19 protein-coding genes and 7 pseudogenes are annotated in these 21,779 nt (G+C 75.2%); 13 read left to right on the top strand and 13 right to left on the bottom strand.

Features of this window, described 5'->3' with window-relative positions:
* Positions 1-281: 281 nt before the first annotated feature.
* The 3 genes and pseudogenes from REH70_RS03220 to REH70_RS03210 form a co-directional block, all read right to left on the bottom strand.
* The gene (locus REH70_RS03220) at positions 282-1,070 is read right to left on the bottom strand and encodes a hypothetical protein (protein WP_310752201.1); all 789 of its coding nucleotides are present in this window, start codon (positions 1,068-1,070) and stop codon (positions 282-284) included.
* A gap of 844 nt (positions 1,071-1,914) precedes the next feature.
* On the bottom strand, positions 1,915-3,582 hold the full coding sequence (locus tag REH70_RS03215; RefSeq protein ID WP_310752199.1) for an aldehyde dehydrogenase family protein: 1,668 nt from the start codon (positions 3,580-3,582) through the stop codon (positions 1,915-1,917).
* Positions 3,583-3,998: 416 nt separating this feature from the next.
* Positions 3,999-5,216: pseudogene (locus REH70_RS03210) on the bottom strand (proline dehydrogenase family protein); the annotation flags it as partial.
* A gap of 95 nt (positions 5,217-5,311) precedes the next feature.
* On the opposite strand from REH70_RS03210, the pseudogene REH70_RS20305 reads away from it, so the two are divergent.
* The 6 genes and pseudogenes from REH70_RS20305 to REH70_RS03175 all read left to right on the top strand — a co-directional run bounded on the left by REH70_RS20305 (position 5,312) and on the right by REH70_RS03175 (position 9,087).
* Positions 5,312-6,105, top strand: a pseudogene (locus tag REH70_RS20305) (aldo/keto reductase).
* A gap of 232 nt (positions 6,106-6,337) precedes the next feature.
* Complete coding sequence (locus tag REH70_RS03195) at positions 6,338-7,441, top strand: LLM class flavin-dependent oxidoreductase (RefSeq protein ID WP_310752194.1); 1,104 nt, start codon at positions 6,338-6,340, stop codon at positions 7,439-7,441.
* A gap of 55 nt (positions 7,442-7,496) precedes the next feature.
* Entirely contained in the window at positions 7,497-7,787 is a 291-nt protein-coding gene (locus tag REH70_RS03190; RefSeq protein ID WP_310752190.1) for a metalloregulator ArsR/SmtB family transcription factor, read from the top strand.
* Positions 7,784-8,172, top strand: a pseudogene (locus REH70_RS03185) (VOC family protein). Before REH70_RS03190 ends, REH70_RS03185 begins: the two are co-directional and overlap by 4 nt.
* A gap of 130 nt (positions 8,173-8,302) precedes the next feature.
* Positions 8,303-8,521, top strand: a complete 219-nt coding sequence (locus REH70_RS03180; RefSeq protein ID WP_310752187.1) for a hypothetical protein — start codon at positions 8,303-8,305, stop codon at positions 8,519-8,521.
* Positions 8,518-9,087, top strand: coding sequence for an alpha/beta fold hydrolase (locus tag REH70_RS03175; RefSeq protein WP_310752185.1), 570 nt, complete (start codon positions 8,518-8,520; stop codon positions 9,085-9,087). The genes REH70_RS03180 and REH70_RS03175 overlap by 4 nt, the downstream gene beginning before the upstream one ends.
* Before the next feature lie 16 nt (positions 9,088-9,103).
* On the opposite strand, the pseudogene REH70_RS03170 reads toward REH70_RS03175, so the two are convergent.
* From REH70_RS03170 to REH70_RS03160, 3 genes and pseudogenes are all read right to left on the bottom strand, one after another.
* Positions 9,104-9,840 (bottom strand): annotated as a pseudogene (locus REH70_RS03170) (SCO1664 family protein).
* A 65-nt stretch (positions 9,841-9,905) separates the two neighbouring features.
* Positions 9,906-10,460, bottom strand: coding sequence for a DUF3090 domain-containing protein (locus REH70_RS03165; RefSeq protein WP_310752182.1), 555 nt, complete (start codon positions 10,458-10,460; stop codon positions 9,906-9,908).
* Between the two features lie 10 nt (positions 10,461-10,470).
* Positions 10,471-11,188: pseudogene (locus REH70_RS03160) on the bottom strand (MSMEG_4193 family putative phosphomutase).
* A gap of 66 nt (positions 11,189-11,254) precedes the next feature.
* On the opposite strand from REH70_RS03160, the gene REH70_RS03155 reads away from it, so the two are divergent.
* Positions 11,255-11,917 carry a GyrI-like domain-containing protein gene (locus REH70_RS03155; RefSeq protein ID WP_310752179.1) on the top strand — a complete coding sequence of 221 codons (663 nt, stop codon included), beginning with the start codon at positions 11,255-11,257 and terminating at the stop codon, positions 11,915-11,917.
* A 61-nt stretch (positions 11,918-11,978) separates the two neighbouring features.
* Here REH70_RS03155 and hemQ read toward each other — a convergent pair whose 3' ends face one another.
* Positions 11,979-12,770, bottom strand: coding sequence for a hydrogen peroxide-dependent heme synthase (gene hemQ, locus REH70_RS03150; protein ID WP_310752177.1), 792 nt, complete (start codon positions 12,768-12,770; stop codon positions 11,979-11,981).
* On the bottom strand, positions 12,767-13,966 hold the full coding sequence (locus tag REH70_RS03145) for a ferrochelatase (protein ID WP_310752174.1): 1,200 nt from the start codon (positions 13,964-13,966) through the stop codon (positions 12,767-12,769). The genes hemQ and REH70_RS03145 overlap by 4 nt, the downstream gene beginning before the upstream one ends.
* 270 nt (positions 13,967-14,236) lie before the next feature.
* On the opposite strand from REH70_RS03145, the gene REH70_RS03140 reads away from it, so the two are divergent.
* From REH70_RS03140 to REH70_RS03130, 3 genes are all read left to right on the top strand, one after another.
* A complete protein-coding gene (locus REH70_RS03140) occupies positions 14,237-15,124 on the top strand; it encodes a serine/threonine-protein kinase (protein WP_310752171.1) in 888 nt (295 codons plus the stop codon).
* Positions 15,125-15,474: 350 nt separating this feature from the next.
* Positions 15,475-16,197: a hypothetical protein gene (locus REH70_RS03135; protein WP_310752168.1), complete on the top strand. Its 723-nt coding sequence runs from the start codon at positions 15,475-15,477 to the stop codon at positions 16,195-16,197.
* A complete protein-coding gene (locus REH70_RS03130; RefSeq protein WP_310752166.1) occupies positions 16,194-16,547 on the top strand; it encodes a GntR family transcriptional regulator in 354 nt (117 codons plus the stop codon). The genes REH70_RS03135 and REH70_RS03130 overlap by 4 nt, the downstream gene beginning before the upstream one ends.
* Before the next feature lie 46 nt (positions 16,548-16,593).
* Here REH70_RS03130 and REH70_RS03125 read toward each other — a convergent pair whose 3' ends face one another.
* The 4 genes and pseudogenes from REH70_RS03125 to REH70_RS03110 all read right to left on the bottom strand — a co-directional run.
* Entirely contained in the window at positions 16,594-17,628 is a 1,035-nt protein-coding gene (locus REH70_RS03125) for a hypothetical protein (protein ID WP_310752163.1), read from the bottom strand.
* Positions 17,625-17,996, bottom strand: a pseudogene (locus tag REH70_RS03120) (PadR family transcriptional regulator); the annotation flags it as partial. The pseudogene REH70_RS03120 and the gene REH70_RS03125, both read right to left, overlap by 4 nt.
* Before the next feature lie 115 nt (positions 17,997-18,111).
* Entirely contained in the window at positions 18,112-18,390 is a 279-nt protein-coding gene (locus tag REH70_RS03115; protein ID WP_310754116.1) for a WYL domain-containing protein, read from the bottom strand.
* 86 nt (positions 18,391-18,476) lie between these two features.
* A pseudogene (locus tag REH70_RS03110) lies at positions 18,477-19,040 on the bottom strand (helix-turn-helix transcriptional regulator); the annotation flags it as partial.
* A gap of 96 nt (positions 19,041-19,136) precedes the next feature.
* Here REH70_RS03110 and REH70_RS03105 point away from each other — a divergent pair.
* From REH70_RS03105 to REH70_RS03095, 3 genes are read left to right on the top strand one after another with little or no spacing between them, the layout of a single operon-like run.
* Positions 19,137-19,715 carry a DinB family protein gene (locus REH70_RS03105; protein ID WP_310752161.1) on the top strand — a complete coding sequence of 193 codons (579 nt, stop codon included), beginning with the start codon at positions 19,137-19,139 and terminating at the stop codon, positions 19,713-19,715.
* A gap of 1 nt (position 19,716) precedes the next feature.
* The gene (locus REH70_RS03100) at positions 19,717-20,154 is read left to right on the top strand and encodes a VOC family protein (protein WP_310752159.1); all 438 of its coding nucleotides are present in this window, start codon (positions 19,717-19,719) and stop codon (positions 20,152-20,154) included.
* Positions 20,155-20,157: 3 nt separating this feature from the next.
* Positions 20,158-20,769, top strand: coding sequence for an NYN domain-containing protein (locus REH70_RS03095; protein ID WP_396134665.1), 612 nt, complete (start codon positions 20,158-20,160; stop codon positions 20,767-20,769).
* On the opposite strand, the gene REH70_RS03090 is transcribed toward REH70_RS03095, so the two are convergent.
* Positions 20,766-21,761 carry an EamA family transporter gene (locus REH70_RS03090; RefSeq protein ID WP_310752153.1) on the bottom strand — a complete coding sequence of 332 codons (996 nt, stop codon included), beginning with the start codon at positions 21,759-21,761 and terminating at the stop codon, positions 20,766-20,768. The two genes, REH70_RS03095 and REH70_RS03090, sit on opposite strands and share 4 nt — an antisense overlap.
* Between the last annotated feature and the right edge of the window lie 18 nt (positions 21,762-21,779).

Here is a 21,779-nt window from a genome sequence, read left to right as displayed (position 1 = left end):
GGTGCCCGTGCCAGTTCCGGCGCCACCGGTGCCCGCGCCTGTGCCCCTGTCGGTGCCTGTGCCGGTGCCGGTGCCCGTGGCCGTGCCGGCGAACGTGTCTGCGCCCACGCCGGTGCCCGCGCCCGCGCCCGTGGTGGCGGGCTGTGGTGCGTGGCGGCGCCGGTCGCGTTCGGCCCGTGCTGCCGCCCACGTCTCGGGGGTCATGACCATCGTGATCTGCGCCGGCACATGCCCACCGGGCTTGGTGTCCGCCGACGCCAGGACCCGCCCCGCCATCTCCGTCAGCGCGTCCGCGCAGCGCTCGCCCGGGCCACGGTCGTCGTCCTGCGCCGGGCGAGGGTCAGCGCCTCCAACGCCAAGGCCAGCCGGTGCCCGGCGATCGTGTCCAGGCGACCCTTGAGGAACGTCCCGGTCGAGGCGTGGGTCAGGTGCAGGTACCGCTCGGCGCGCCGGGCCTGGTGGTCGCGTTCCAACCCGTCCGGGTCCACGGTCGCGGCCCACCGGTCCACGGTGATCTGGAACGTTCCGGCGTCCTGCCGCTGCGCCACCTCGACCAAGGCCTCCTGCACCGCCGGGTCCGCCAGCGCCTGGCGTTGCACCGCGGTGCCGGTCGCGGCGACCTTCCCCAGCACCGCGGCGTGCCCGATCGTGATCAGCCCCGCGGTCACCGCCGCCGCGGCCGCCGGGGCGGCGTCCAGCTGCTCGGCCTGCCGCACCTGCGCCCCCGCCGCCCGGACACCCACACCGCAGGTGCGCCCGCGCGCCGCCTCGAACGACCGGTCCCCGGCACCGCGCCACGCCCCGGCATCCCGATCAGCCACCAGCACAGCGCCGCGCACCACGCTCAGCCCGTCGATCACCCGGTCCAGGTCCGCCAACAACACCGACCGGTCCTCGCCCGTCCACCCCGCCGCGCCGGCGACCTGCCCGGTCAACGCCGTCATCACCGACACCAAGGACCGCCCCGAGGCCAGCGCCTCCATAGACCGGGCCACCGCACCGGCCGAGGCCAGTGCGTCGGCGCTGGTGGGCAGACCTTCGTCGAAGGAACCGGTTGCACCGGTGCGCACGGCGGCGTCCGTGGACGAACCGGCACGTTCCGACGCGGCGACGCCGGTGGATGCACCGGCGCGGGCCGAGACAGTGCAGTCCGGAGATGGACCGTCACCGGCCGAGACGGCGGCGCCCGTGGACGGTGCAGCACCGTGAAGGACACCGTTGCCGTTGGGCGCTACATCGCGCGTGGGGGCGGAGTCGCGGACGGATGCGAGAGCTCGTCCGGCAGTGAGGCCTGAGCGCGGGCCACGAGCGGTGTCTGTCGTCATCGCCGCCACCTCCTTGCTTCGAACATCTGTTCGAATTCTACCGCCGGGGTCTGACACGCGGTGGGGGTGGGCCGACGTTGTGGATGGAGAACCGTCAGGCGCTTGCCGCCGACATCGGGCGCACGGACGACGAGACGTCTGCTGTCCTGGACGAGGGATCCCACCGGTCCAGCCCCATTGCGAGCTGCCCGCCCAACGCGGGTCGTACCGATGACGGTGCAACTGTCACCGCTCCTGCTCACGTCGACGTGAACCCGGCCCCTCGGCGCGATTGAAGACCAGACACCCCCGGAGCCCGCCACGACCTCCGAAGGCGGCACGCGGTATGGCGTCGCCTCGCGTGATCGAAACCGGTGACCGCCCAGCCGAGCCCTACCCGACCGTGCCGAGCCGTACCCGACCGTGCCGAGCCGTACCCGACAGCGGAGCACACCGTGCTGCCGCCCAGTCCCCCCGAGAACGCAGGCTCCACCCCCTCACCCCGGCGGCAGGTGCCCGAAACGATGCAGCGTCCGGCTCACGGACTGCTCCCGGACCACCGTGAGCATCTCCCGCTCCGCGCTCGCGAGGACGGGCGCGTCGAGCACGGTCACCTCACCGACGCGTGTCCGCGCCGCTGCACGGAGCCCCCGACCGGTCCGACGACCCGGATGCGGCCCCGCACCCCACCGTCACGCACACGGGCGGCGAATGCGGCGTCGTCCTCTTCCACCGCCGCGTCGACCCCCGCCACCCCGGGCGCCCTGCTCACGCGCACCGGCACCCCCGCACGCGCCGCGGCCCGCAGCACCCGGGTGACCTCCCGCTCGCGCGCACCACTGCCCACCCGCACCGTCAGCGCGTCCACCGGCCGGTACCGCAGCACGTTCGACTCGACCGTCAGCCCGCTCGGGTCGTGCTCGACGGCACCGCGCTCGGCCCACCATCGCGCGTCGTCCGCATCGGCCCAGGCGAGCCAGCCGTCGTCGTCGGCGGGGACGTCGGGGCCGTCGGACCAGCGGCCGAGCCCGGCGACGTAGTGCGGGCCGCCTGCCTTCGCGCCCGGCCCGACGACGGACGCCTTCCACCCGCCGAACGGCTGCCGCTGCACGACGGCGCCGGTGATGTGGCGGTTGACGTACGCGTTGCCGACCTGCACCCGGGCCAACCACCGCTCGATCTCCGCCTCGTCGAGCGAGTGCAGCCCACCGGTGAGCCCGAACGCGACCGCGTTCTGCAGGTCGAGCGCCTCGTCCAGGCTGTCGGCGCGCATGATCCCGAGCACGGGCCCGAACACCTCGGTGTGGTGGAACCACGACCCCGGCGCGACGCCGTCCTTGACCCCGGGGGTCCACAGCCGCCCGTCGTCGTCCAGCCGCCGTGGCCGGACGACCCACCGCTCCCCCGGCTCGAGCGCCGTCAGCGCGCGCAGGAGCTTGCCGGACGCGGGCTCGGTGAGCGGGCCGACGGTCGTGGCGAGGTCGGTCGGCCACCCGGTGCGCAAAGACCGGACCGCATCGACGAGCTGACGGGCGAACCGCGGCGACCGGCCGACCGACCCGACCAGGACCAGCAGCGAGGCGGCCGAGCACTTCTGCCCCGCGTGCCCGAAGGCCGAGCGCACGGCGTCCGCCACCGCGAGGTCGAGGTCCGCCGACGGCGTCACGACCAGCGCGTTCTTCCCGGACGTCTCCGCGAGGACCTCGAGGTCCGGCCGCCAGCCGCTGAACAGCCGCGCGGTCTCGATCGACCCGGTGAGGAGCACGCGGGCGACGGCCGGGTGGGTCACGAGGCGCCGGCCGACGTCGTCCTCCGGCGCCTGCAGCACCTGCAGGACGTCGCGCGGGACGCCGACGTCGTCCATCGCGCGGTGGATCGCCGCAGCGGCGACGGCGAGACAGCGCGGGGTGGGTGGGGCCGGCTTGGCGAGCACGGGCGACCCGGCCCCGAGCGCGGCGAGCACCGACCCGACCGGGATCGCCACCGGGAAGTTCCATGGCGGGGTGACGACGGTCAGCCCCTCGGGGTGGAACCGTGCTCCGGGGACGCGGCCGTCGGCGAGGTCGGCGGCACGCTCGGCGTAGTAGCGCGCGAAGTCGACCGCCTCGCTGACCTCGGGGTCGGCCTCGCCCACGGTCTTGCCGGCCTCGGCGACCATCGTCGCGACCAGGTCCCCGCGTGCGTCCTCGAGTCGCACCGCAGCACGGCGCAGCATCGCCGCCCGGGTGTCGGGCTCGGTCGCGGCCCACGTCGGGGCGACGGCCAGGGCGCGGGCCACCGCGGCGTCGACCTCGGCCGGCGTCCTGACCACGGGCACCGGTCCGACGTCGACCGCTCGGTGGACGACGTCGTCGGCCCAGCCCCGGGAGGCGGCGACGGCCGGGTCGGTGTCCGGGGTGTTGCGGAACGGCTCACCGGCCACCGGGTCGACCGGGTCGGGGCGGGGCACGCGCCGCGGCGCGGGAGGCGGCCGGCCGCTGTCCCGGACAGCCGCCCGGAACGCCGCGCGCTGGGCGTCGAGACCCGCCGACGCACCACGGCCGACGTCGCCCGCGACCGGCGCAGCGGGATCACGGGCCGGTGCGGCCCCGGAGCAGGCGACGGGACGACGTCCTCGCTCGGTGCGAAGAGCGCGTGCAGGTAGTTCTGGGGCGCCGCGTTCTCCTCCAGCCGCCGCACGAGGTAGGAGATCGCGACGTCGAAGTCGGCCCGCGCGACGACCGGGGTGTACAGGAGCACGTCACCGACGGTGTCGCGCACCGCGCGCGCCTGCGCGGGCGCCATGCCCTGGAGCATCTCGACGTCGACCGCCTCGCCGACACCGCGCCGCTCGGCGAGCAGGTGCGCGAGGGCGACGTGGAACAGGTTGTGGCTCGCGACGCCGATCCGCACGTCACGCGTGCGCTCCGGTCGCAGCGCACGGTCGAGCAGCCGGACGTAGTGCGCGTCGACGTCGGCCTTCGTGGGCAGCGGCGCCTGCGGCCAGCCGTGCAGCTGCGCCTCGACCTGCTCCATCGCGAGGTTCGCGCCCTTGACCAGCCGCACCTTGATCCGGGCACCGCCCGCGGCGCGGCGCCGCGCGGCGAGGTCGGTGAGCCGGTCCAGGGCAGGCAGCGAGTCGGGGAGGTAGGCCTGCAGGACGATCCCCGCCTCGGCGCCCAGCAGATCGGGGTCCAGGACGAGCCGCTCGAACACCCCGAGGGTGAGCTCGAGGTCCCGGTACTCCTCCATGTCGAGGTTGAGGAACGTGCCGTGCGCGGCGGCCGTCCGGTACAGCGGCCGCAGTCGCTCCACGACGCGGTCCCGGCTGGCCGCGGTGTCCCACGCGGACAACTGGCTCGCCACGGCGGACACCTTGACCGAGACGTAGTCGACGTCGGGCCGGCGCACGAGCGCGGTGATCCGCTCCAGCCGCGCGGTCGCCTCGGCCTCGCCGAGGACGGCCTCGCCGAGCAGGTTGAGGTTGAGGCGGAAGCCGTCCGCCCGCGCGGCGGCGATGTGCCGGCCGAGCCCCCGGCCGGCGTCGGCCACGAGGTGCCCGACGAGCTGCCGCAGCCGCAGCCGGGCGGCGGGCACGACGACGCGGGGCAGCACCGGCGCGACGACGGCGCCGACGCGCAGCAGCGCGAGGTCCGCCGGACCGAGGAACCCGCGCGCGGCCGACGCCGTCCGGGCGAGGGCGCCCAGCTCGCGCGCGGCGACACCGAGGTCCTCGGGGCGCGCGACGCGGTCGACGAAGCGCACCGCCAGCTCGAGCCCGGCCGGGTCGGCGACCAGCGCGGCCAGGCGACCGGTCGTGCGCCGCTCCGCGCGGGTCTGACCGCCGGTGGTCGCGACGACCCACCGGTCGGCGAGGTCGACGGCGGCGTCGGTCAGCGTGGCGTCCAGCGCGGGCCCGGTCGTGGTGGCCATGGACCCATCGTGCCGCCCGGGTCTGACACGCGGGCGGTCTCCAGCCGACCACCCCTGGTCGATTCGATTCGACCGCACCCCCGCGCGGGGTGACGATGGGGACCATGACGATCCCCACCACACCCACCCTCGCGCTTCGCGGCGCGGACATCCCGCTGCTCGGCCTGGGCACCTGGCAGTCCGAGGGCGACGACGCCGAGCGCGCCGTCCACCACGCCCTGCAGGCCGGCTACCGGCACATCGACACCGCGACCGCCTACGGCAACGAGGCGCTCGTCGGCCGCGGGCTGGCGTCGTCGGGCGTTCCGCGCGGCGAGGTCTTCCTCACCACGAAGCTCCCCCGAGTAACGCGGGCCGCGAGCGCGAGACGCTCGAGGCGTCGCTGCGCGACCTCGCCGTCGAGCAGCTGGACCTGTGGCTCGTGCACTGGCCGCCGAACAAGGAGGCCACCCCGGAGACCTGGAAGCAGTTCATCGCCGCTCGCGACGAGGGCCTCGTGCGTGCCATCGGCGTCTCGAACTACTCGATCGAGCAGATCGACGAGCTGATCGCGGCGACCGGTGAGGCACCGGCGATCAACCAGATCCCGTGGAGCCCGTCCGACTTCGACGCCGACCTGGTCGCGGCCCACGCCGAGCGCGGCGTGGCCCTCGAGGGCTACAGCCCGTTCAAGCGGACGAACCTCGAGGACCCGACGCTCACCGAGATCGCCGCCGCGCACGACGTCAGCGCGTCGCTCGTGGTGCTGCGCTGGCACATCGAGCACGGCGTCGTCGTCATCCCGAAGTCCGTGACGCCCGAGCGGATCGACGCCAACCTCGGGGCCGTGAACTTCACGCTCACCGAGGACGAGGTCGCGCGGATCGACGCCCTGACCACCGTCGCCTGATCTCGCTCCCCGGGGTGGGCCCGTCCCGCCCCCGCGGTGCCCGACGCCGGCACCCCGCGCCACCACGCGCGGGGTGCCGGCGTCCGTCGTCCACAGGGTGGCGCCCGGCGGGTCGCCGAGGCGGCCCACCGCATCCGAACCCGCTGCGCGGAGGTGGGCACCGCCACCGCCGCGCCGGGGAAGACACAGGCCACCCGGGAAGGCACGGGCCACCCGGGCTGTTGCCCCCGGTGTGACCACCGACGCCCCGACCGCCCCTGCCCCCACGCTCGCCCCCACCCCTGCCCCGTCCGACCCGAGCGAGCGCACCCGGGTGCCGCTGTCGGTGCTCGACCTCTCCACCGTGAGCGACGACGCCACGAGCCGGGACGCGCTGCTGGCGACGACCGAGCTCGCCCGCGCCGCGGACCGCCTGGGGTACGACCGCTTCTGGGTCGCGGAGCACCACAACATGCCCGCGGTGGCGTCGACGTCGCCGGCCGTGCTGATCGCGCACCTCGCCGCGTCCACCGACCGCATCCGGGTCGGCTCGGGCGGCGTCATGCTGCCCAACCACCCCCCGCTGGTCGTCGGCGAGCAGTTCGCGATGCTCGAGGCGCTGCACCCGGGGCGCATCGACCTCGGCATCGGGCGCGCGCCGGGCACCGACCCCGCGACGGCGGCCGCGCTGCGCCGCACGACCGATGGCCTCGGCGCCGAGGACTTCCCCCGCGAGCTGCTCGACGTCCTCGGGCTGCTGGGCCAGCAGCACGAGGAGGACACCGGACGGCCGCCGTCGCCGTTCGTGCGCCGCTTCTCCGCGACCCCCGCGCAGGGGTCGACGCCGCAGGTGTGGCTGCTCGGCTCGAGCACGTTCAGCGCCCGGCTCGCCGCCGCCCTCGGCATCCGGTTCGCCTACGCCCACCACTTCGGGGCCACCCAGACCATGGAGGCGATGGCCGCCTACCGCGCGGAGTTCCGGCCGTCCGCGCAGCTGGCCGCCCCGCACGCGATGATCAGCGCGTCGGTCATCCTCGCGGACTCCGACGACGAGGCCCGCTACCTCGCCGGACCGAGCAAGGTCATGTCGCTGAGCCTGCGGACCGGGCGTCTGGCCCCCATCACCGACCCGGCGACGGCGGCGGAGGTGCTCGCCGGGGTGGAGGGCGGGCCGCTCGAGGCCGTCCTCGCCCAGCTACCCGGCACCCAGGTCGCCACCACGACCGAGCAGGCCGTCACCGAGCTGCAGGGGCTGGTCGACCGGACCCGCGCCGACGAGCTGCTCGTCACGGCCACGACCCACGACATCGCCACGCGCATCGACACGCTCGAGCGCCTACGGACCGCCTGGGTCTGACGACCGTCGTGCGCACCTCTTGACATGCAAGTGACACCTTGCCTATAACGGTCCCGTGGATGCCGACGACCTGTTCCGGGCCCTCAGCGACGCCACGCGGCGCACGATCATGGACGAGCTGACCGAGAAGGACGGGCAGACGCTGTTCGAGATCTGCGGCCGACTGACCATGAAGCACGGCGTGTCGTCGTCCCGGCAGGCGATCTCGCAGCACCTCGCGGTGCTCGAGGGGGCCGGCCTGGTGCGCACCCGGCGGGAGGGTCGGTACAAGTTCCACCACCTGGACACCGGTCCGCTGCGCACGATCGCCGACCGGTGGCCCTCCGACCGACAGGAGCTGCCATGATCCGCATCCACCTGACCAGCGTGTTCGTCGACGACCAGGCCAAGGCGCTCGCCTTCTACACCGAGAAGCTGGGCTTCGTCCTCAAGACCGACGTGCCCGCCGGCGACGCCCGCTGGCTCACCGTGGTCTCCCCGCCGACCCGGACGGCGTCGAGCTGCTGCTCGAGCCCACCGGACACCCGGCGGCCGGTCCGTTCCGCGACGCGCTCGCCGCGGACGGCATCCCGTTCACCGCGTTCGCCGTCGACGACGTGCCGGCCGAGGTCGAGCGGCTCAAGGCGCTGGGCGTGCGGTTCACCCAGGAGGCGACCGACCTCGGGCCGGTGGTCACCGCCGTCCTCGACGACACCTGCGGCAACCTCATCCAGATCGCCGCCATGAAGTAGCGTCCCGGCCGCGGTGGCGCGAGACCGGCCACCGGCGGCCACCACCGGCTACCACCGGCACAGCCCGCGCGAGACGACCCTCTGGAGTGCCCATGAGCGCACGCGTCGTCGTCCCCACCCCGACGGCCGGGTGCTCGACGCGTACGACGCGCGCCCGGCCGCGGGCGCCAGGCTCACTGTCGTCTGGCACCACGGCTCGCCGCACACCGGCGCGCTGCTGCCTCCGCTCCTCGCGCCGGCGGCGCAGCGCGCCATCCGTCTCATCACCTACGCCCGCCCGGGCTACGGCGGCTCCACCCTCAGCCGGCGCGCGACGTGGCGTCCGCCGCCGCGGACGTCGCCGCGGTGACCGACGCCCTGGGAGTGGACCGTTTCGCCGTCCTCGGCGCGTCCGGTGGGGGCCCGCACGCCCTCGCCTGCGCCGCGCTCCTGGGCGGTCGGGTGCTCGCCGCCGCGACCGTCGCGTCACCCGCACCCTTCGACGGCACCGACGCGTGGTTCGCCGGCATGGCCGCACCGGGCGCCCTGCGGTCCGCGATAGAAGGCCGGGACGCACGCGAGCGCTACGCGCGGACCGAGACCTTCGACCCGGCGGTCTTCACGGCCGCGGACTGGGCCGCACTCGACGGCCCGTGGGCGGCGCTCGGCACCGACGCGGCGGCCGCCGACGGCGCCGTCGGGCTGGTGGACGACGACGTCGCCTTCGTCACCCCGTGGGGCGTCGACCTCACCACCGTCCGGGCACCGGTCCTGCTCGTCCACGGGGCCGACGACCGCATGGTCCCCGCCACGCACGCCGATCGCCTCGCCGCCGCGGTCCCCGGTGCCGAGCTGTGGCGACGACCCGGACACGGGCACGTGTCCGTGCTGTCGGGCCTCACCGAGGTGCTGGACCGCCTGCTCACCCACCGGTGACCGCCGGCGAGCCGCCTCAGAACAACGGCCAGGGCACCGCGGGCATGTCGCCCTCCGGCGCCGGGAAGCACCGCTCGGTGAGGAGCCGGTCGCACCTCGCCCTCAGGGCGTCGACCTCCGGGGCGCTCAGCAGCGCGCGGAGCCGTCCCCCAGGTCGCCGTCGAGCGCCGCGCGGACCCCGCGCACCGCGGCGAGCTCGTCGTCGGTCAACGGCTCACCGACCCAACCCCACAGGACGGTGCGCAGCTTCGGCTCGACGTGGAACGTGACGCCGTGGTCCACGCCGAAGCGGCCGCCGCCGGACATGGGCAGCACGTGCCCGCCCTTGCGGTCGGCGTTGTTGACCACGACGTCGAACACGGCCATGCGCCGCAGGGCTGCAGAGTCCTCATGGATGAGCGCGACCGGTCGCCCGCCCTCGTCCGCTCCCTCGACGACGGCGCGCCAGCCCGCGTCCGGCACGGCGTCCGCCGGGACGACGTCGACGGCGTCCTGCTCGGCGTCCGCCTCCTGCCACAGCTGCACCATGCCCGGACCCAGCGGCCCGTCGCGCAACCACGTGCGCGGGACGACACCCCAGCCCAGCGCCTCGGAGACCGCGTACGCCGCGACCTCCCGCGCCGCGAGGGTCCCGTCCGGGAAGTCCCACAGCGGACGCTCGCCGGCCACCGGCTTGTAGACGACCGCCGTCTCGCCGATCCGGCCGAGGAAGGTCGCGTTGGACGCGACCCGGATGCGTCCGACGATCTTCAGCTCGGCGTCGTCCGGCGCGTCCCCGTCGAGGTCGCCGCCGAGGTCACCGGCGCGACCCCGAGCGGTCACAGGTCCTCGGGCAGCGCGCACACGTGACCGTCGGGATCCACCGGCTGCCCGCACAGCGGGCACGCCGGCCGCCCGGAGCGGACGACCTGGCGGGTGCGGTGCGCGAACGCCCGTGCGGTGCCGACCGGGATGCGGACGAGCAGCACCTCGCTCGGGCCGGGGTCGTCCGCGGCGTCGTCCGCGTCGTCGTCCTCGTCGTCGGCGGCCACGAACGGGAACGCCTCGATGACCACCTGCGCGGTCCGCGGGTCCCAGCCCAGGCGGATCGCGCCGGTGCGGAACTGCTCCTCGACGGGCTGGTCCAGCGGGTCGTCGTCGACGAGCTCGGCCGGGATGTCCGCGGGGACGGTGGCGCCGCCCTGGGTGCTCAGCTCGTCCAGCAGCTCGTCGATCTTCGCGGCGAGGAGGGCGGACTGCTCCTTCTCCAGGGCGACGCTGGCGGTCCGGGACCCGGTGCGCACCTGGAGGTAGAAGGTGCGCGCCCCGGGGCGACCGACGGTGCCGACGACGACGCGGTCGGGCCAGTCGAACTCATGGACGAGGGTCGGCATGCCCCCCACTTTACGAGCGGGTCGCGTCGGTCCGCTGATCGACGGGCTCGGAGCCCGCACCCCCGCCGACCGCCGCGTCACCGACGGGGGCGACCGCCCGCAGCCACGAGAGGTCTCCCGCGTCGGAGTTCGTCATCACCACGTCGGGCCGGCTGCTCCCGTACCGGACGATCGACACCGAGGCGGGATTGACGTTGAGGCGCTGGAAGAGGTCGAGGTGCATGCCGAGGGCGTCGGCGAGCACGGACTTGATGATGTCGCCGTGGGTGACCGCCGCCCACACCGCCCGCGGTCCGTGCTGGGCCTCGACCGCGGCGTCGTGCCGCCGGACCGCTGCGGACGCCCGGGCGTGCATCGCGGCCAACGACTCGCCCCCGGGAACACCGCCGCCGACGGCTGGGTCTGCACCACCGACCACATCGGCTCGCGCGCGAGCTCGGCGAGCGTCCTCCCTGCCACTGCCCGTAGTCGCATTCGGTGAGCGCGGACTCCACCTGCGTCACCGGCGTGCCGGACTGGCGCGCGAGGATGACGCGCGCCGTCTGCCGGCAGCGTTCGAGCGGGCTGGAGACCACCGCGACGAGCGGCACGACGGCGAGTCGCTCCGCGGTGCGCGTCGCCTGCTCGCGCCCGACCGCGTCGAGCTTGACCCCGGCGGTGCGCCCCGCGAGGACGCCGGTCGCGTTGGCGGTGGTGCGCCCGTGCCGGACGAGGATGACGGTGGCCATGCCCGGAGCCTAGGCACGGACGGAGCATTGACGTCGCCACCCCGGGCGGGAGGAGCATCGGTGCCCATGAGGACCGACGTCAGGAAGGACATGGACTGCTACGCGGCACGTCGGGGGCAGATCCGGCTGGTCGAGGTGCCACCGCTGCAGTACGTCATGGTCGACGGGCACGGGGACCCGAACACCACCCCGGCGTACGCGGAGGCGCTGGGCGTGCTGTACCCGATCGCGTACACGCTGAAGTTCGCCAGCCGCGACCTCGGCCGCGACTACGTCGTCCCGCCGCTCGAGGCCCTGTGGTCGGCGCAGGACATGGCCGCGTTCACGACCCGTCGGGACAAGTCCGCGTGGGACTGGACCCTCATGCTGCTGGCGCCGGACTGGCTCGGCGCCGAGCACGTGGCGGCGGCGCGGGCCGGGGTCGCCGCCCGGCATCCCCACCTGGCGCTCGACCGAGTCCGCCTCGACACGCTCGACGAGGGGCTGTGCGTGCAGACGCTGCACGTCGGGCCCTTCGACGACGAGGGCCCGGTCCTCGCCGACCTGCACGACCGGTTCCTCCCCGCCCACGGCCTGGAGCCGACCGCCCGGCACCACGAGGTCTACCTGACCGACCCCCGCCGGACCGCCCCGGAGCGGCTCCGGACGATCCTGCGCCAACCGGTGCGACGGACGGACCCGCCGGGCCCGACCGGGGCGGGCGGGCCCGACCGGGACGAGCGCGACTGACTGCGCCGGGGCGGGCCGACCGAGGCGGGCGCGACCGAGGCGGGCGCGACCGACCGAGGCGTCAGTCCTCGACCGGCTGCTTGTCCGCCCACTCCCGCAGCGTCACGCGCGGTCCGGTGTAGAACGGGATCTCCTCGCGCACGTGCCGACGCGCCTCGGTGGCCCGCAGCTCGCGCATGAGGTCGACGATGCGGTGCAGCTCGTCGGCCTCGAACGCCAGGATCCACTCGTAGTCGCCCAGCGCGAACGCCGAGAGCGTGTTGGCGCGCACGTCCGGGTAGTCGCGCGCGGCCTGGCCGTGCTCGATGAGCATGGTCCGGCGCTCGTCCTCGGGCAGGACGTACCAGTCGTACGAGCGCACGAACGGGTACACCGACAGGTAGTCGCGCGGCGGCTCGCCGGCCAGGAACGCCGGGACGTGCCCGCGGTTGAACTCGGCGGGGCGGTGCAGCGCGACGACGGACCACACCGGCATGAGGTACCGGCCCATCGGGCTGCGGCGCAGCCGCTGGTAGGCGCCCTGGACGGCCTCGACCGTCTCGCCGTGCCACCACACCATGAGGTCGGCGTCCGCGCGCAGCCCGGCCACGTCGTACCAGCCGCGCACGACGAGGTCGCCACCGGCCTCGGCGATCGCCGTCTCGGCCTGGACGACGACGGCGAGTCGCTCGGCGTCGTCGGCGGGCAGCGGGACCTCGAGGGAGAAGACGGACCACATCGCGTAGCGGATGCGGTTGTTGACGTCGTCGGCGACGTCGGGCGCGTGCCCACCGACGGGAGCGACGGACGACGCCGCACCGGACGGGTCGGCGGCAGGCGAGCCCGCCCCGGGACGCTGGTCGGCGGCGCTCATCGGGCCACCGCCGTCGCGGCGTCCACCGTGGCCACCGGGTCGGAGCCGCACGCCGCGGGGACGCCGGAGTCCTCACCGGCGCGCAGCCGGCAGCAGCCGGGGCGGCACGGGCTCGGCCAGGCGCCGAGCGACCCGACGGTCACGGCCTCCACCTCCTCGCCCCGCTCGGCGGCTGCGCGCTCGAGCACCATGTCGACGAGGCCCTCGACGAACGGCGCCCGGGTCGAGACGGTGCCGGCGCGCACGGCCGTCATGCCGAGCTCGCCCGCGGTCTCCATCGCCTCGGTGTCGAGGTCGTACGCGACCTCCATGTGGTCGGAGATGAAGCCGATCGGCGACATCACGACGCTGCGGGTGCCCGCCTCGTGCAGCTCGCCGAGCACGTCGTTGATGTCCGGCTCGAGCCACGGCTGGCTCGGCGGGCCGGACCGCGAGCAGAACGCGAGGCTCCACCCGACCGGCGCCCCGAGCCGCTCGCCCACCTCGGCGGCGATGAGGCCGCCGACGTCGAGGTGCTGCGTGCGGTAGCTCGGGCGCTGCGCGCCCGACGCCTCCTCCATCGTGTCCGGGATGGAGTGGGTGACGAACACCAGCGGGGCGGACCCCGCGAGCGTGGCGACGTCGTCGCCCGTCTTCTCGGCCAGCTGGGTGTACGCCTCGACGACGGCGTCGGCGTTCGCCCGCACGAAGCCAGGGTGGTTGAAGTAGTGGCGCAGCTTGTCCACCACCAGGCCCGCGCTGCCGTCGTCCCCGGTCGGCGTGGTGGCGCCGAGATCGACGAGCGCCGCGGCGAGGTTCTCGCGGTACTGGCGGCAGCCCGAGTAGGAGCCGTAGGCGCTGGTCACGACGGCGAGCACCCGGGTCGCCCCGGCGTCCCGCAGCTCGGCGAGGGCCTGCGTCGTGTAGGGCTCCCAGTTGCGGTTGCCCCACGCGATCGGCAGGTCGACGCCGCGCCGCTCGAGCTCGGCCCGCAGCGCGGCCAGGAGCGCGAGGTTCTGCTCGTTGATCGGGCTGCGACCACCGAAGTGGTAGTAGTGCTCGCCGACGGCGACCAGTCGCTCCTCGGGGATGTTCTTGCCCCGGGTGACGTTCCGCAGGAACGGCAGCACGTCGTCGGGCTCGTTCGGCCCGCCGAACGAGAACAGCAGCAGGGCGTCGTAGGGGCTGGGCGTCAGCGGCGCAGTCGGTGAGGACACGCACCGATTCTCGCACCGACCACCGACACCGCCAGGCGTGGGAGCGCCCTCCCCCGCGTGATGTTGTCGACATCGACGGTCGGACCGGCCACCGTCCCGGTTTCCCTCACCGCCGGCGAACTCGCGCAGACGGGTGGTCCTCGGCGAGCCGAGGTGCGTCGATGACCGTCGGCTCCTAGCGTCGATCGGAGCACCCGGGGTCGCGAGTCGACTCACCCGAGCGATCGAGCACGGTCACCGACGGCCGTCGCACAACCTGGAGGACCGGCCATGGAGGACAGTGCCGTGCTCGTCGGCGCGACCCTCGGCCACCGCTTCCGGCTCGAGAGCCACCTCGGCAGCGGAGGGATGGGCGACGTCTTCCGCGGCACCGACGACCGGCTGCGTCGGCCCGTCGCGCTCAAGATCTTCTCCCTCGCCGACGCGGGCGCACGGGACATCCGGCGCTACGCCGACGAGGCGCGCGTGCTCGCCGGCCTGTCCCACCCGAGCCTCGTCACGCTGTACGACGTCGGCGCGGACACCGGGCCGCGTGAGGAGCCGCTCGCCTTCCTCGTCATGGAGCTCGTCGACGGCCCGACCCTCCAGCAACGGATCGCCGAGGGACCGCTGGGCGCACGGGAGGCTGCGGACGTCGGCCGACAGCTCGCCGATGCGCTCGGGCACGCGCACGCGGCCGGCGTCGTGCACCGGGACATCAAGCCCGCCAATGTGCTCATCACGGACGACACGACGCTCAGCGGTGACCCCGAGGCGCCGGTGATCACGGTGAAGCTCGCCGACTTCGGGATCGCCCAGTCCGCGCGCGGCTCCGCCCACCCCGACGCCCGGCCGACCGAGGCGACGCTCGGGACGGCCAGCTACCTGAGCCCCGAGCAGGCCCTGGGGCAGCCGCTCGGGCCGGCGTCGGACGTCTACTCGCTCGGTCTCGTGCTGCTCGAGGCGCTCACCGGGGAGCGCGCCTACTCGGGTGCACCGCTGACCTCCTCGCTGGCGCGCCTCATCGAGCCGGTCGAGGTGCCCCGCAGCCTGGGCCGCGGCTGGGCCGCTCTCCTGACCGCGATGCTCTCCCCGGAGCCGGCCGCCCGCCCGACGCCGGCGGCGGTGGCGGACCGCCTGCGGACGTTGCGGCGCGCCGAGGTCGAGCAGGCCGGGTAGACCGAGGAACCCGGGTCGGGGGCCGCCCTTTCCCGTCTCACGTTTGTCGCAGGTTTGTCGTGCTACGTTAAGTACAATGTTGCGACAACCACGGGAGACGCCGTGACCCTCACCCTCCTCTTCATCGCGTTCTTCGCCGCGGCCGCCGTCGGCGCACTGCTCACCGGGCACCACCCGGCACGGGCGGCGCACCGCTACGCGCGTCGGGTCGACCTCGCACTGCCGGCCGAGCTCGAGGCGGCGGTCGCCCGGCGGCTCGCCGGTCGGCGCCGGGCCGGTGCCGCAGGCGCCCTGACCGGTCTGGCCCTCCTCGGGGATGGCTCGTCGTCGTCCGACCGGAGGAGCTCGCGGTGGGTGGGCTCGTCGCCCTGGTGGTCGCCGCCGTCGGGCAGGCCCTCGGTCAGGGGGTCGCCGCGTGGCGCGAGGTCGCCCGACCCAGCGGTCCGGGCGCGCGGATCGCGCGCGCGTCGACCCCGGTCCACAGCGACTACGTGGCCCGGCACGAGCGCTGGGGCGCGTGGGTGCTCGCCGGTGCGGCCCTCGCGGCCGCCGTGGTGATCGCCGCGGCTCCGGGCTCCGGGTTCGACGTCGGCCCCCTGCCGTGGGCGCTCGTCGTGGCGACCGCCGTCGTGCCCGGGCCGGTCATGGCGGTCTACGAGGTCGCCGCCGCGCGGCTGCTGGACCGCCCCCAGGTAGCCACCACGACCCTCGAGCTCGCGTGGGACGACGCCCTGCGGGCGAGCACCCTGCGGGACATGCTCGGCGCGGCGCTCGCCATCGGCCTCGCCCTGCCGGTCGCCCTGCTCTCCGTGGTGAGCGACGGACTCGTGGGCGGCTGGCCCGGCAACCCGGCGGTCGGGCTCGTGGGCGGGATCGTCGCCGTGATCCTCGGCGGCGGGATGCTCATGGTGCTGGTCAGCGCGATCCTCGAGCCGCACCGGCACTTCCGTCGGCGGCTGTGGCCGCTGACCGTCGAGCCCGTCGAGCCGGTCGAGCCGGGCGAGCCGGTCGGGCCGGTCGGGCCGGGCCACCGGGTCGACGCGGACGCCCTCGATGCGCGGACACGCGCATGATGCTCGTCGTCGACCCCGCGTCCCACGTGCCGCCGTACGAGCAGGTGCAGCGGCAGATCGAGGAGCTCGTCGCCGACGGCACCCTCGCCCCCGAGCACCGACTCCCCACCGTCCGTCGCCTGGCCGGCGACCTCGGGCTCGCGGTGAACACCGTCGCTCGCGCCTACCGCGAGCTCGAGCAGGCCGGGGTCGTGCAGACGCGTGGTCGGCACGGGACGTTCGTGGCCACCCGCGGGCGCGACCGGGACCGGGAGGGCGCCCTGGCCGCGCAGCAGTACGCGCGCCGGCTGCGCGAGCTCGGGTTCGACGTCGACGGCGCCCTGCGGATGGTCCGCGACGCCTTCGGGTGACGGCCACCGCGGCGACCCGCGCCGCTGCCGCGGGCGGCCGTCGTGCTCACACCGGGGCGTCGCCCCGGCGCACCGCCCGCCACTCCGTCGCCGCCGCGGCAGCGACCACCGCGAGTCCGGCGCCCGTCCACGCCAGGCGCCACCCGATCCCCGCGGTGAGCACCGCGTCGAGCACCATCGCGCACCAGAACACCGTGGCCGCCGTGTACAGCCATGCCCGCTGGCGTCGTCGCCCTTGCCGGGGCAGCGGCGAGCCCTCCATGAGGCGCAGGGCGTACGCGGCGGCCGTCCCGAACTCGTCGCCGGGGTGGTCGCTGCCGGCGTCCAGCCAGTGGGCGCGCGCGTCCGACACCTGACGCGCCACCTCCGCGCGGGGCAGGTGGTAGCGCCCCCGCAGCAGTCCGGCCAGCCCGTCGAACCACTGCTGCGGCGTGACGGAGGTGGGCCGCACCTCCGGCTCCGGGCGACTCTCCGGGCGCGCGAAGCCCACCACGACGAGGACCACCCCGGCCACGAGTAGCAGCGGTGTCGGCAGCTCCGCCACGGCAGGACGGTCGTCGACCAGGGTGCCGACGCCCAGAGCGGCGACGAGCGCGGCGATCCCGGCGCCCCACCAGACCCAGCCGCGCCGCACCCGGCCGGCCCCGCGCTCCAGGTGGCCCCACAGCGCTCCGGTGCCCAGGCCGACGGTGGCCGCGACCACGGCGAGCCCCCACCCGGTGACCGTGACGCTCCACCCGTCGACCACCAGCAGGACCACGCCCAGCACGCTCACCGTCCACCCCGTGGTGAGGAGCCACAGCGTCCACCCGTCGCGGGGGGACGAGCCGTCCAGGTCCAGCCCGGCGCGGTCCCCTTCCGGGACCCGGTCGCGCGCGACGGCGGCGGCGTAGGCGTCGGCGTCCCCGAACAGCTCGACCGCGGGGCGCCCCGCCTCCCGGCACGCCGCGCGGGCCTCCGCCAGGACGACGTCGGCGACCGCGGCCGGGGCGCCCTCGCGCACGACGACGCGCCACAGCACCCGGTCCGCCCACGCCTGGTCCTGGGCGCTCGGCCACTGCCGGTCGACCGGTGTGCTCACGGTGCTCTCCTCACGGGTGCGGCGTCGGGGTCCCGGGTGGACGCGTCGGGCTCGTCGGTCGGACCGGCGGCTCGCCGTGCGTCGCCCCCGGGAGGCAGCAGGACCGCGGGTGGCAGCAGGACCGTCGCGACGGCGGCGGCGAACGGCCCCCAGCCCTCGCGCAGCGCGCCCAGGCGGGTGCGGCCCTGGTCGGTGAGCGTGAAGACCTTGCGCCCGGGCCCGCCCTGACCCTCCTGCCACGTCGAGGTCAGCGCGCCCTCCTGCTCCAGCCGGTTGAGCACGGGGTAGAGCGCGCCGCCCTTGACCGGTCCGATTCCGGCCGCCTGGAGCCGTTGCGCGACCGCGTACCCGTGGGCACCGCCCTGGGACAGCACGGCCAGGGCGCACGTCGCGAGCACGCCGCGCTGCCACTCCGGCACCCACTCGTCGCCCGTCACCGTCTTATCGTCGCAGCGACTAGTCAGACATACAACTAGTCGCGCCTCAGCCCTCCCCCATCGCCGCGGCGCGCCGGGCGAGCCGGCGGGCCGCGTCGCGCAGCTGCGGCGGGTCCACCACCTGCGCCTCGAGGCCGAGCCCGGCGACGTGCAGAGCGAGGCTGTCGAGGTCATCCCCACCGACGAGGAGCACGCACCACCCGTCGCCGTCGTCCTCGACCCGGCCCACCTGCGGCGGCACGAGCGCGCGGACGTGGTCGGCCGGGGCGCGCAGCCGGACGCGCGCGAGGTGCCGGTACGGCGCCTCGGTGACGGCCCGCTGCACGAAGGCGACCGGGTCGGGGTGGTCGCGGGGGTGAACCGCCAGGTGGTGGCGGTCGCGGCGCGCATCCGGTCGAGCCGGAAGGTGCGCCAGTCGTCCCGGTCGACGTCGCGCGCCATCAGGTACCAGCGGCGTCCGGTCGTCACCATGCGCACCGGCTCCACGGTCCGTTCGCTCTCCTGGGCGCCGCGGCCGGTGTAGCGGAAGCGCACCCGGACGCCGTCGCGGCATGCGCGCGCCAGCGTGACCAGGAGGTCGGCGTCGATCTCGACGCCGGGCCCGACGAGCGTCTCGGTCGCGCCGTGCACCGCGCGCACCTCGGCGCGCAGGCGGGGCGGCATGACGGCGTCGAGCTTGGTCAGCGCCCGCAGGGCGGCCTCCGCGGCCCCCGTGACGGTGCCCCCGGATGCGAGCCGCAGCGACACCGCGGTCGCGATCGCCTCCTCGTCGTCGAGCAGGAGCGGCGGGAGCCGGGTCCCGGCGCCGAGCGCATAGCCGCCGCCCACCCCGGCCGTCGCGCGCACGGGGTAGCCGACCGCCCGCAGCCGGGCCACGTCCCGGCGCACACACCTGTCGGTGACGCCCAGCTCGACCGCGAGCTCGGCCGCGGTCCAGGACGGGCGGCGCTGCAGCAGCGCGAGCAGCCGCAGCACCCGCTCGACGGTCTCCTCGACGGCCACCTGCGCATCGAAGCACGCCGCCGGACATCACGGAACAGAGCTGTCCGCGACCACCGCGACAGTGGTCGCATGGCAGAACTCGGATGGAACCCCCTGCTCCGTGACCAGATCGACTGGCACTGGACGAACGCCGTCCGGCCCCGGCTCGTCGGGCTCACCGACGACGAGTACGCCTGGGAACCCGCTCCCGGGTGCTGGAGCGTCCGGCCGCGCGGGACCGGCACCGCACCCGTGCAGGCCGGGTCGGGCGCGATGACGATCGACTTCGCGATGCCCGAGCCCGACCCGCCGCCGCTGACGACGATCGCCTGGCGGCTGGGTCACGTGATCGTCGGGGTGCTGGCGGTGCGCAACGCCGCGCACTTCGCCGGTGCGCCGACCGACTACTTCGCGTGGGACTACGCGGCGACCGCGGACGCCGCGCTGGGCCAGCTCGACGAGCAGTACGCCGTCTGGCTGTCAGGCGTCGAGTCCCTCGGCGAAGCAGGTCTGGCCCGGCCGTGCGGCCCCGCGGAAGGGGATTTCGCCGACGAGCCGCTCGCGATGCTCGTCCTGCACATCCACCGCGAGCTCATCCACCACCTCGCCGAGGTGTCCTTGCTCCGCGACCTGTACCGGCAGACCCGCCCCCTGACGGAAGGACCGTGAGATGGCTCAGGAGATCCAGGTGACGTTCGACTGCGCCGACCCCGCGGGCCTGGCGACCTTCTGGGCGCTGGCGCTCGGCTACCGGGTGCAGGACCCACCCGCGGGGTTCGAGTCCTGGGAGGCCGCCCTGACGGCGATGGGGGTGCCGCCCGAGCGTCACAACGACGCCTCGGCGGTGGTGGACTCGGACGGCCGCGGACCGCGGCTCTACTTCCAGCGCGTGCCGGAGGGCAAGGAGGTGAAGAACCGGGTCCACCTCGACGTGCGCGCCGCGCCCGGGCTGACCGGTGACGCGCGGATGGCGGCGCTCGAGGCGGAGGCCGATCGGCTCGTCGCCCACGGCGCGACCCGGCTGCGACGGCAGGAGCCCGGTCCGCCGTCCGACGCCGGCCACCTCGTCATGGCCGATCCCGAGGGCAACGAGTTCTGCCTGGACTGAGGCATGCGCGGCGCCCGCACCCCTAGGCTGACCGGCGTGACCGTCGACACCGCCAGCCCGCGCACCACCTACGTCCTGGTCGACGGCGAGAACATCGACGCGACCCTGGGCTCCGCGATCCTCCAGGGCCGCCCGACCCCGGAGCAGCGCCCGCGCTGGGAGCGGATCCTCGACTTCGCCCACCGCACGTGGGACCAGCCGGTCAAGGGGCTGTTCTTCCTCAACGCGTCGTCGGGCACCATGCCGATGTCGTTCGTCCAGGCCCTCATGGCGATCGGCTTCCAGCCCATCCCGCTGTCCGGCGAGTCGTACGAGAAGGTCGTCGACATCGGCATCCAGCGCACGCTCGCCGCGCTCGCCGACCGCGCCGGTGACGTGCTCCTCGCGAGCCACGACGGCGACTTCGCCGCCGACGTCGCCCGTCTCCTCGACGACGACGACCGCCGCGTCGGGCTGCTCGCCTTCCGCGAGTTCACCTCCAGCGGCCTCACCCAGCTCACCGAGCGCGGGCTGCACCTGTACGACCTCGAGGGCGACGTCAAGGCGTTCAACGTGCAGCTGCCGCGCCTGCGGATCATCCCGCTCACCGAGTTCGACCCGCTGCGCTACCTCTAGGGCGAGGTCCGCGCCGGCGGGGACACCTCGACCGGGCGGGCCGGCGCGACCGGTTCCGCGGGGGCCGGCTGGGCGACGACGACGACGTCGTCCGGCCCTGCCGCCGCGCCGCGCCGTCCGGCTGCCGGCCGGCTCGCGAGCAGCACCCCGCCGACGACGACGACGCCCGCGGCGAGCTCGACCGGCTCCGTCGGCTCACGCAGCACGACCCACGCCGACAGGATGCCGACGACCGGCACGAGCATGGAGAACGGTGCCACCGTGCTCGACGGGTGGCGGTTCATGAGGGCGGTCCAGATGCCGGAGCCGATGAGGGTCGCGATCAGCACGGTGAACGCGAGCCCGGCGACCGCGAGGAGGCCCTGCCGCGTCCCGAGCGTGGTGAGCGACGCGCCGATCCGGTCCGGCCCCTCGAGCACCAGCGCGACGACGAGCATCGGGACCGGCGGGATCACCGTCATCCACAGCATGAGGGCGAACGGCCGGTCGGTCTGCGCCTGGCGGTTGCAGAGGTTGCCCAGCGCCCAGCCCAGCCCGCCGGCGAGCGTGAGGACGACCGGGAGCAGCGCCGCACCGCCGTCGAGCCCGGCGCGGTGGACGACGATCGCGCCGAGGCCCGCGACGGCCAGCGCGATGCCGACCCCCTGCCGCGCGGTGATCCGCTCGCGCAGAAGCAGGCCCGCGAGGAGGACGGTGAACGGCGCCGAGGACTGCAGCACGAGCGACGCGAGCCCGACCGGCATGCCCGCCGTGAGCGCGAGGAAGAGGAACACGAACTGCAGCACGCCGAACCCCAGGCCGTAGCCGACGAGCCAGCGCCACGGGACGGCCGGGCGCCGCACGAGGAGCAGGGTCGGCACCGCGAGGAGCGCGAAGCGGAGGAACACGAGGAAGTACGGCGGGAACTGCTCGAGGGACGCGTGGATCGCGAGGAAGTTCAGCCCCCAGACGAGGGCCACGACCCCCGCGAGCAGCCGGTCGCGGGTGGGCATCGCGGCTCGGTGCCGGTC

The sequence above is a fragment of the Cellulomonas sp. ATA003 genome (assembly GCF_031582905.1).
GTDB lineage: Bacteria > Actinomycetota > Actinomycetes > Actinomycetales > Cellulomonadaceae > Pengzhenrongella.
Note: the sequence above shows the minus strand (reverse complement) of the source record. Positions and strands in the feature narration are given on the sequence as shown.

What these genes read in the sequence shown, in the direction of transcription:
- REH70_RS03095 (WP_396134665.1), top strand. Translation starts at nt 20,158, where the DNA reads ATGCGCGGCGCCCGCACCCCTAGGCTGACCGGCGTGACCGTCGACACC.
- REH70_RS03100 (WP_310752159.1), top strand. Translation starts at nt 19,717, where the DNA reads ATGGCTCAGGAGATCCAGGTGACGTTCGACTGCGCCGACCCCGCGGGC.
- REH70_RS03155 (WP_310752179.1), top strand. Translation starts at nt 11,255, where the DNA reads ATGAGGACCGACGTCAGGAAGGACATGGACTGCTACGCGGCACGTCGG.
- REH70_RS03105 (WP_310752161.1), top strand. Translation starts at nt 19,137, where the DNA reads ATGGCAGAACTCGGATGGAACCCCCTGCTCCGTGACCAGATCGACTGG.
- REH70_RS03130 (WP_310752166.1), top strand. Translation starts at nt 16,194, where the DNA reads ATGATGCTCGTCGTCGACCCCGCGTCCCACGTGCCGCCGTACGAGCAG.
- REH70_RS03165 (WP_310752182.1), bottom strand. Translation starts at nt 10,460, where the DNA reads ATGCCGACCCTCGTCCATGAGTTCGACTGGCCCGACCGCGTCGTCGTC.
- REH70_RS03090 (WP_310752153.1), bottom strand. Translation starts at nt 21,761, where the DNA reads ATGCCCACCCGCGACCGGCTGCTCGCGGGGGTCGTGGCCCTCGTCTGG.
- hemQ (WP_310752177.1), bottom strand. Translation starts at nt 12,770, where the DNA reads ATGAGCGCCGCCGACCAGCGTCCCGGGGCGGGCTCGCCTGCCGCCGAC.
- REH70_RS03140 (WP_310752171.1), top strand. Translation starts at nt 14,237, where the DNA reads ATGGAGGACAGTGCCGTGCTCGTCGGCGCGACCCTCGGCCACCGCTTC.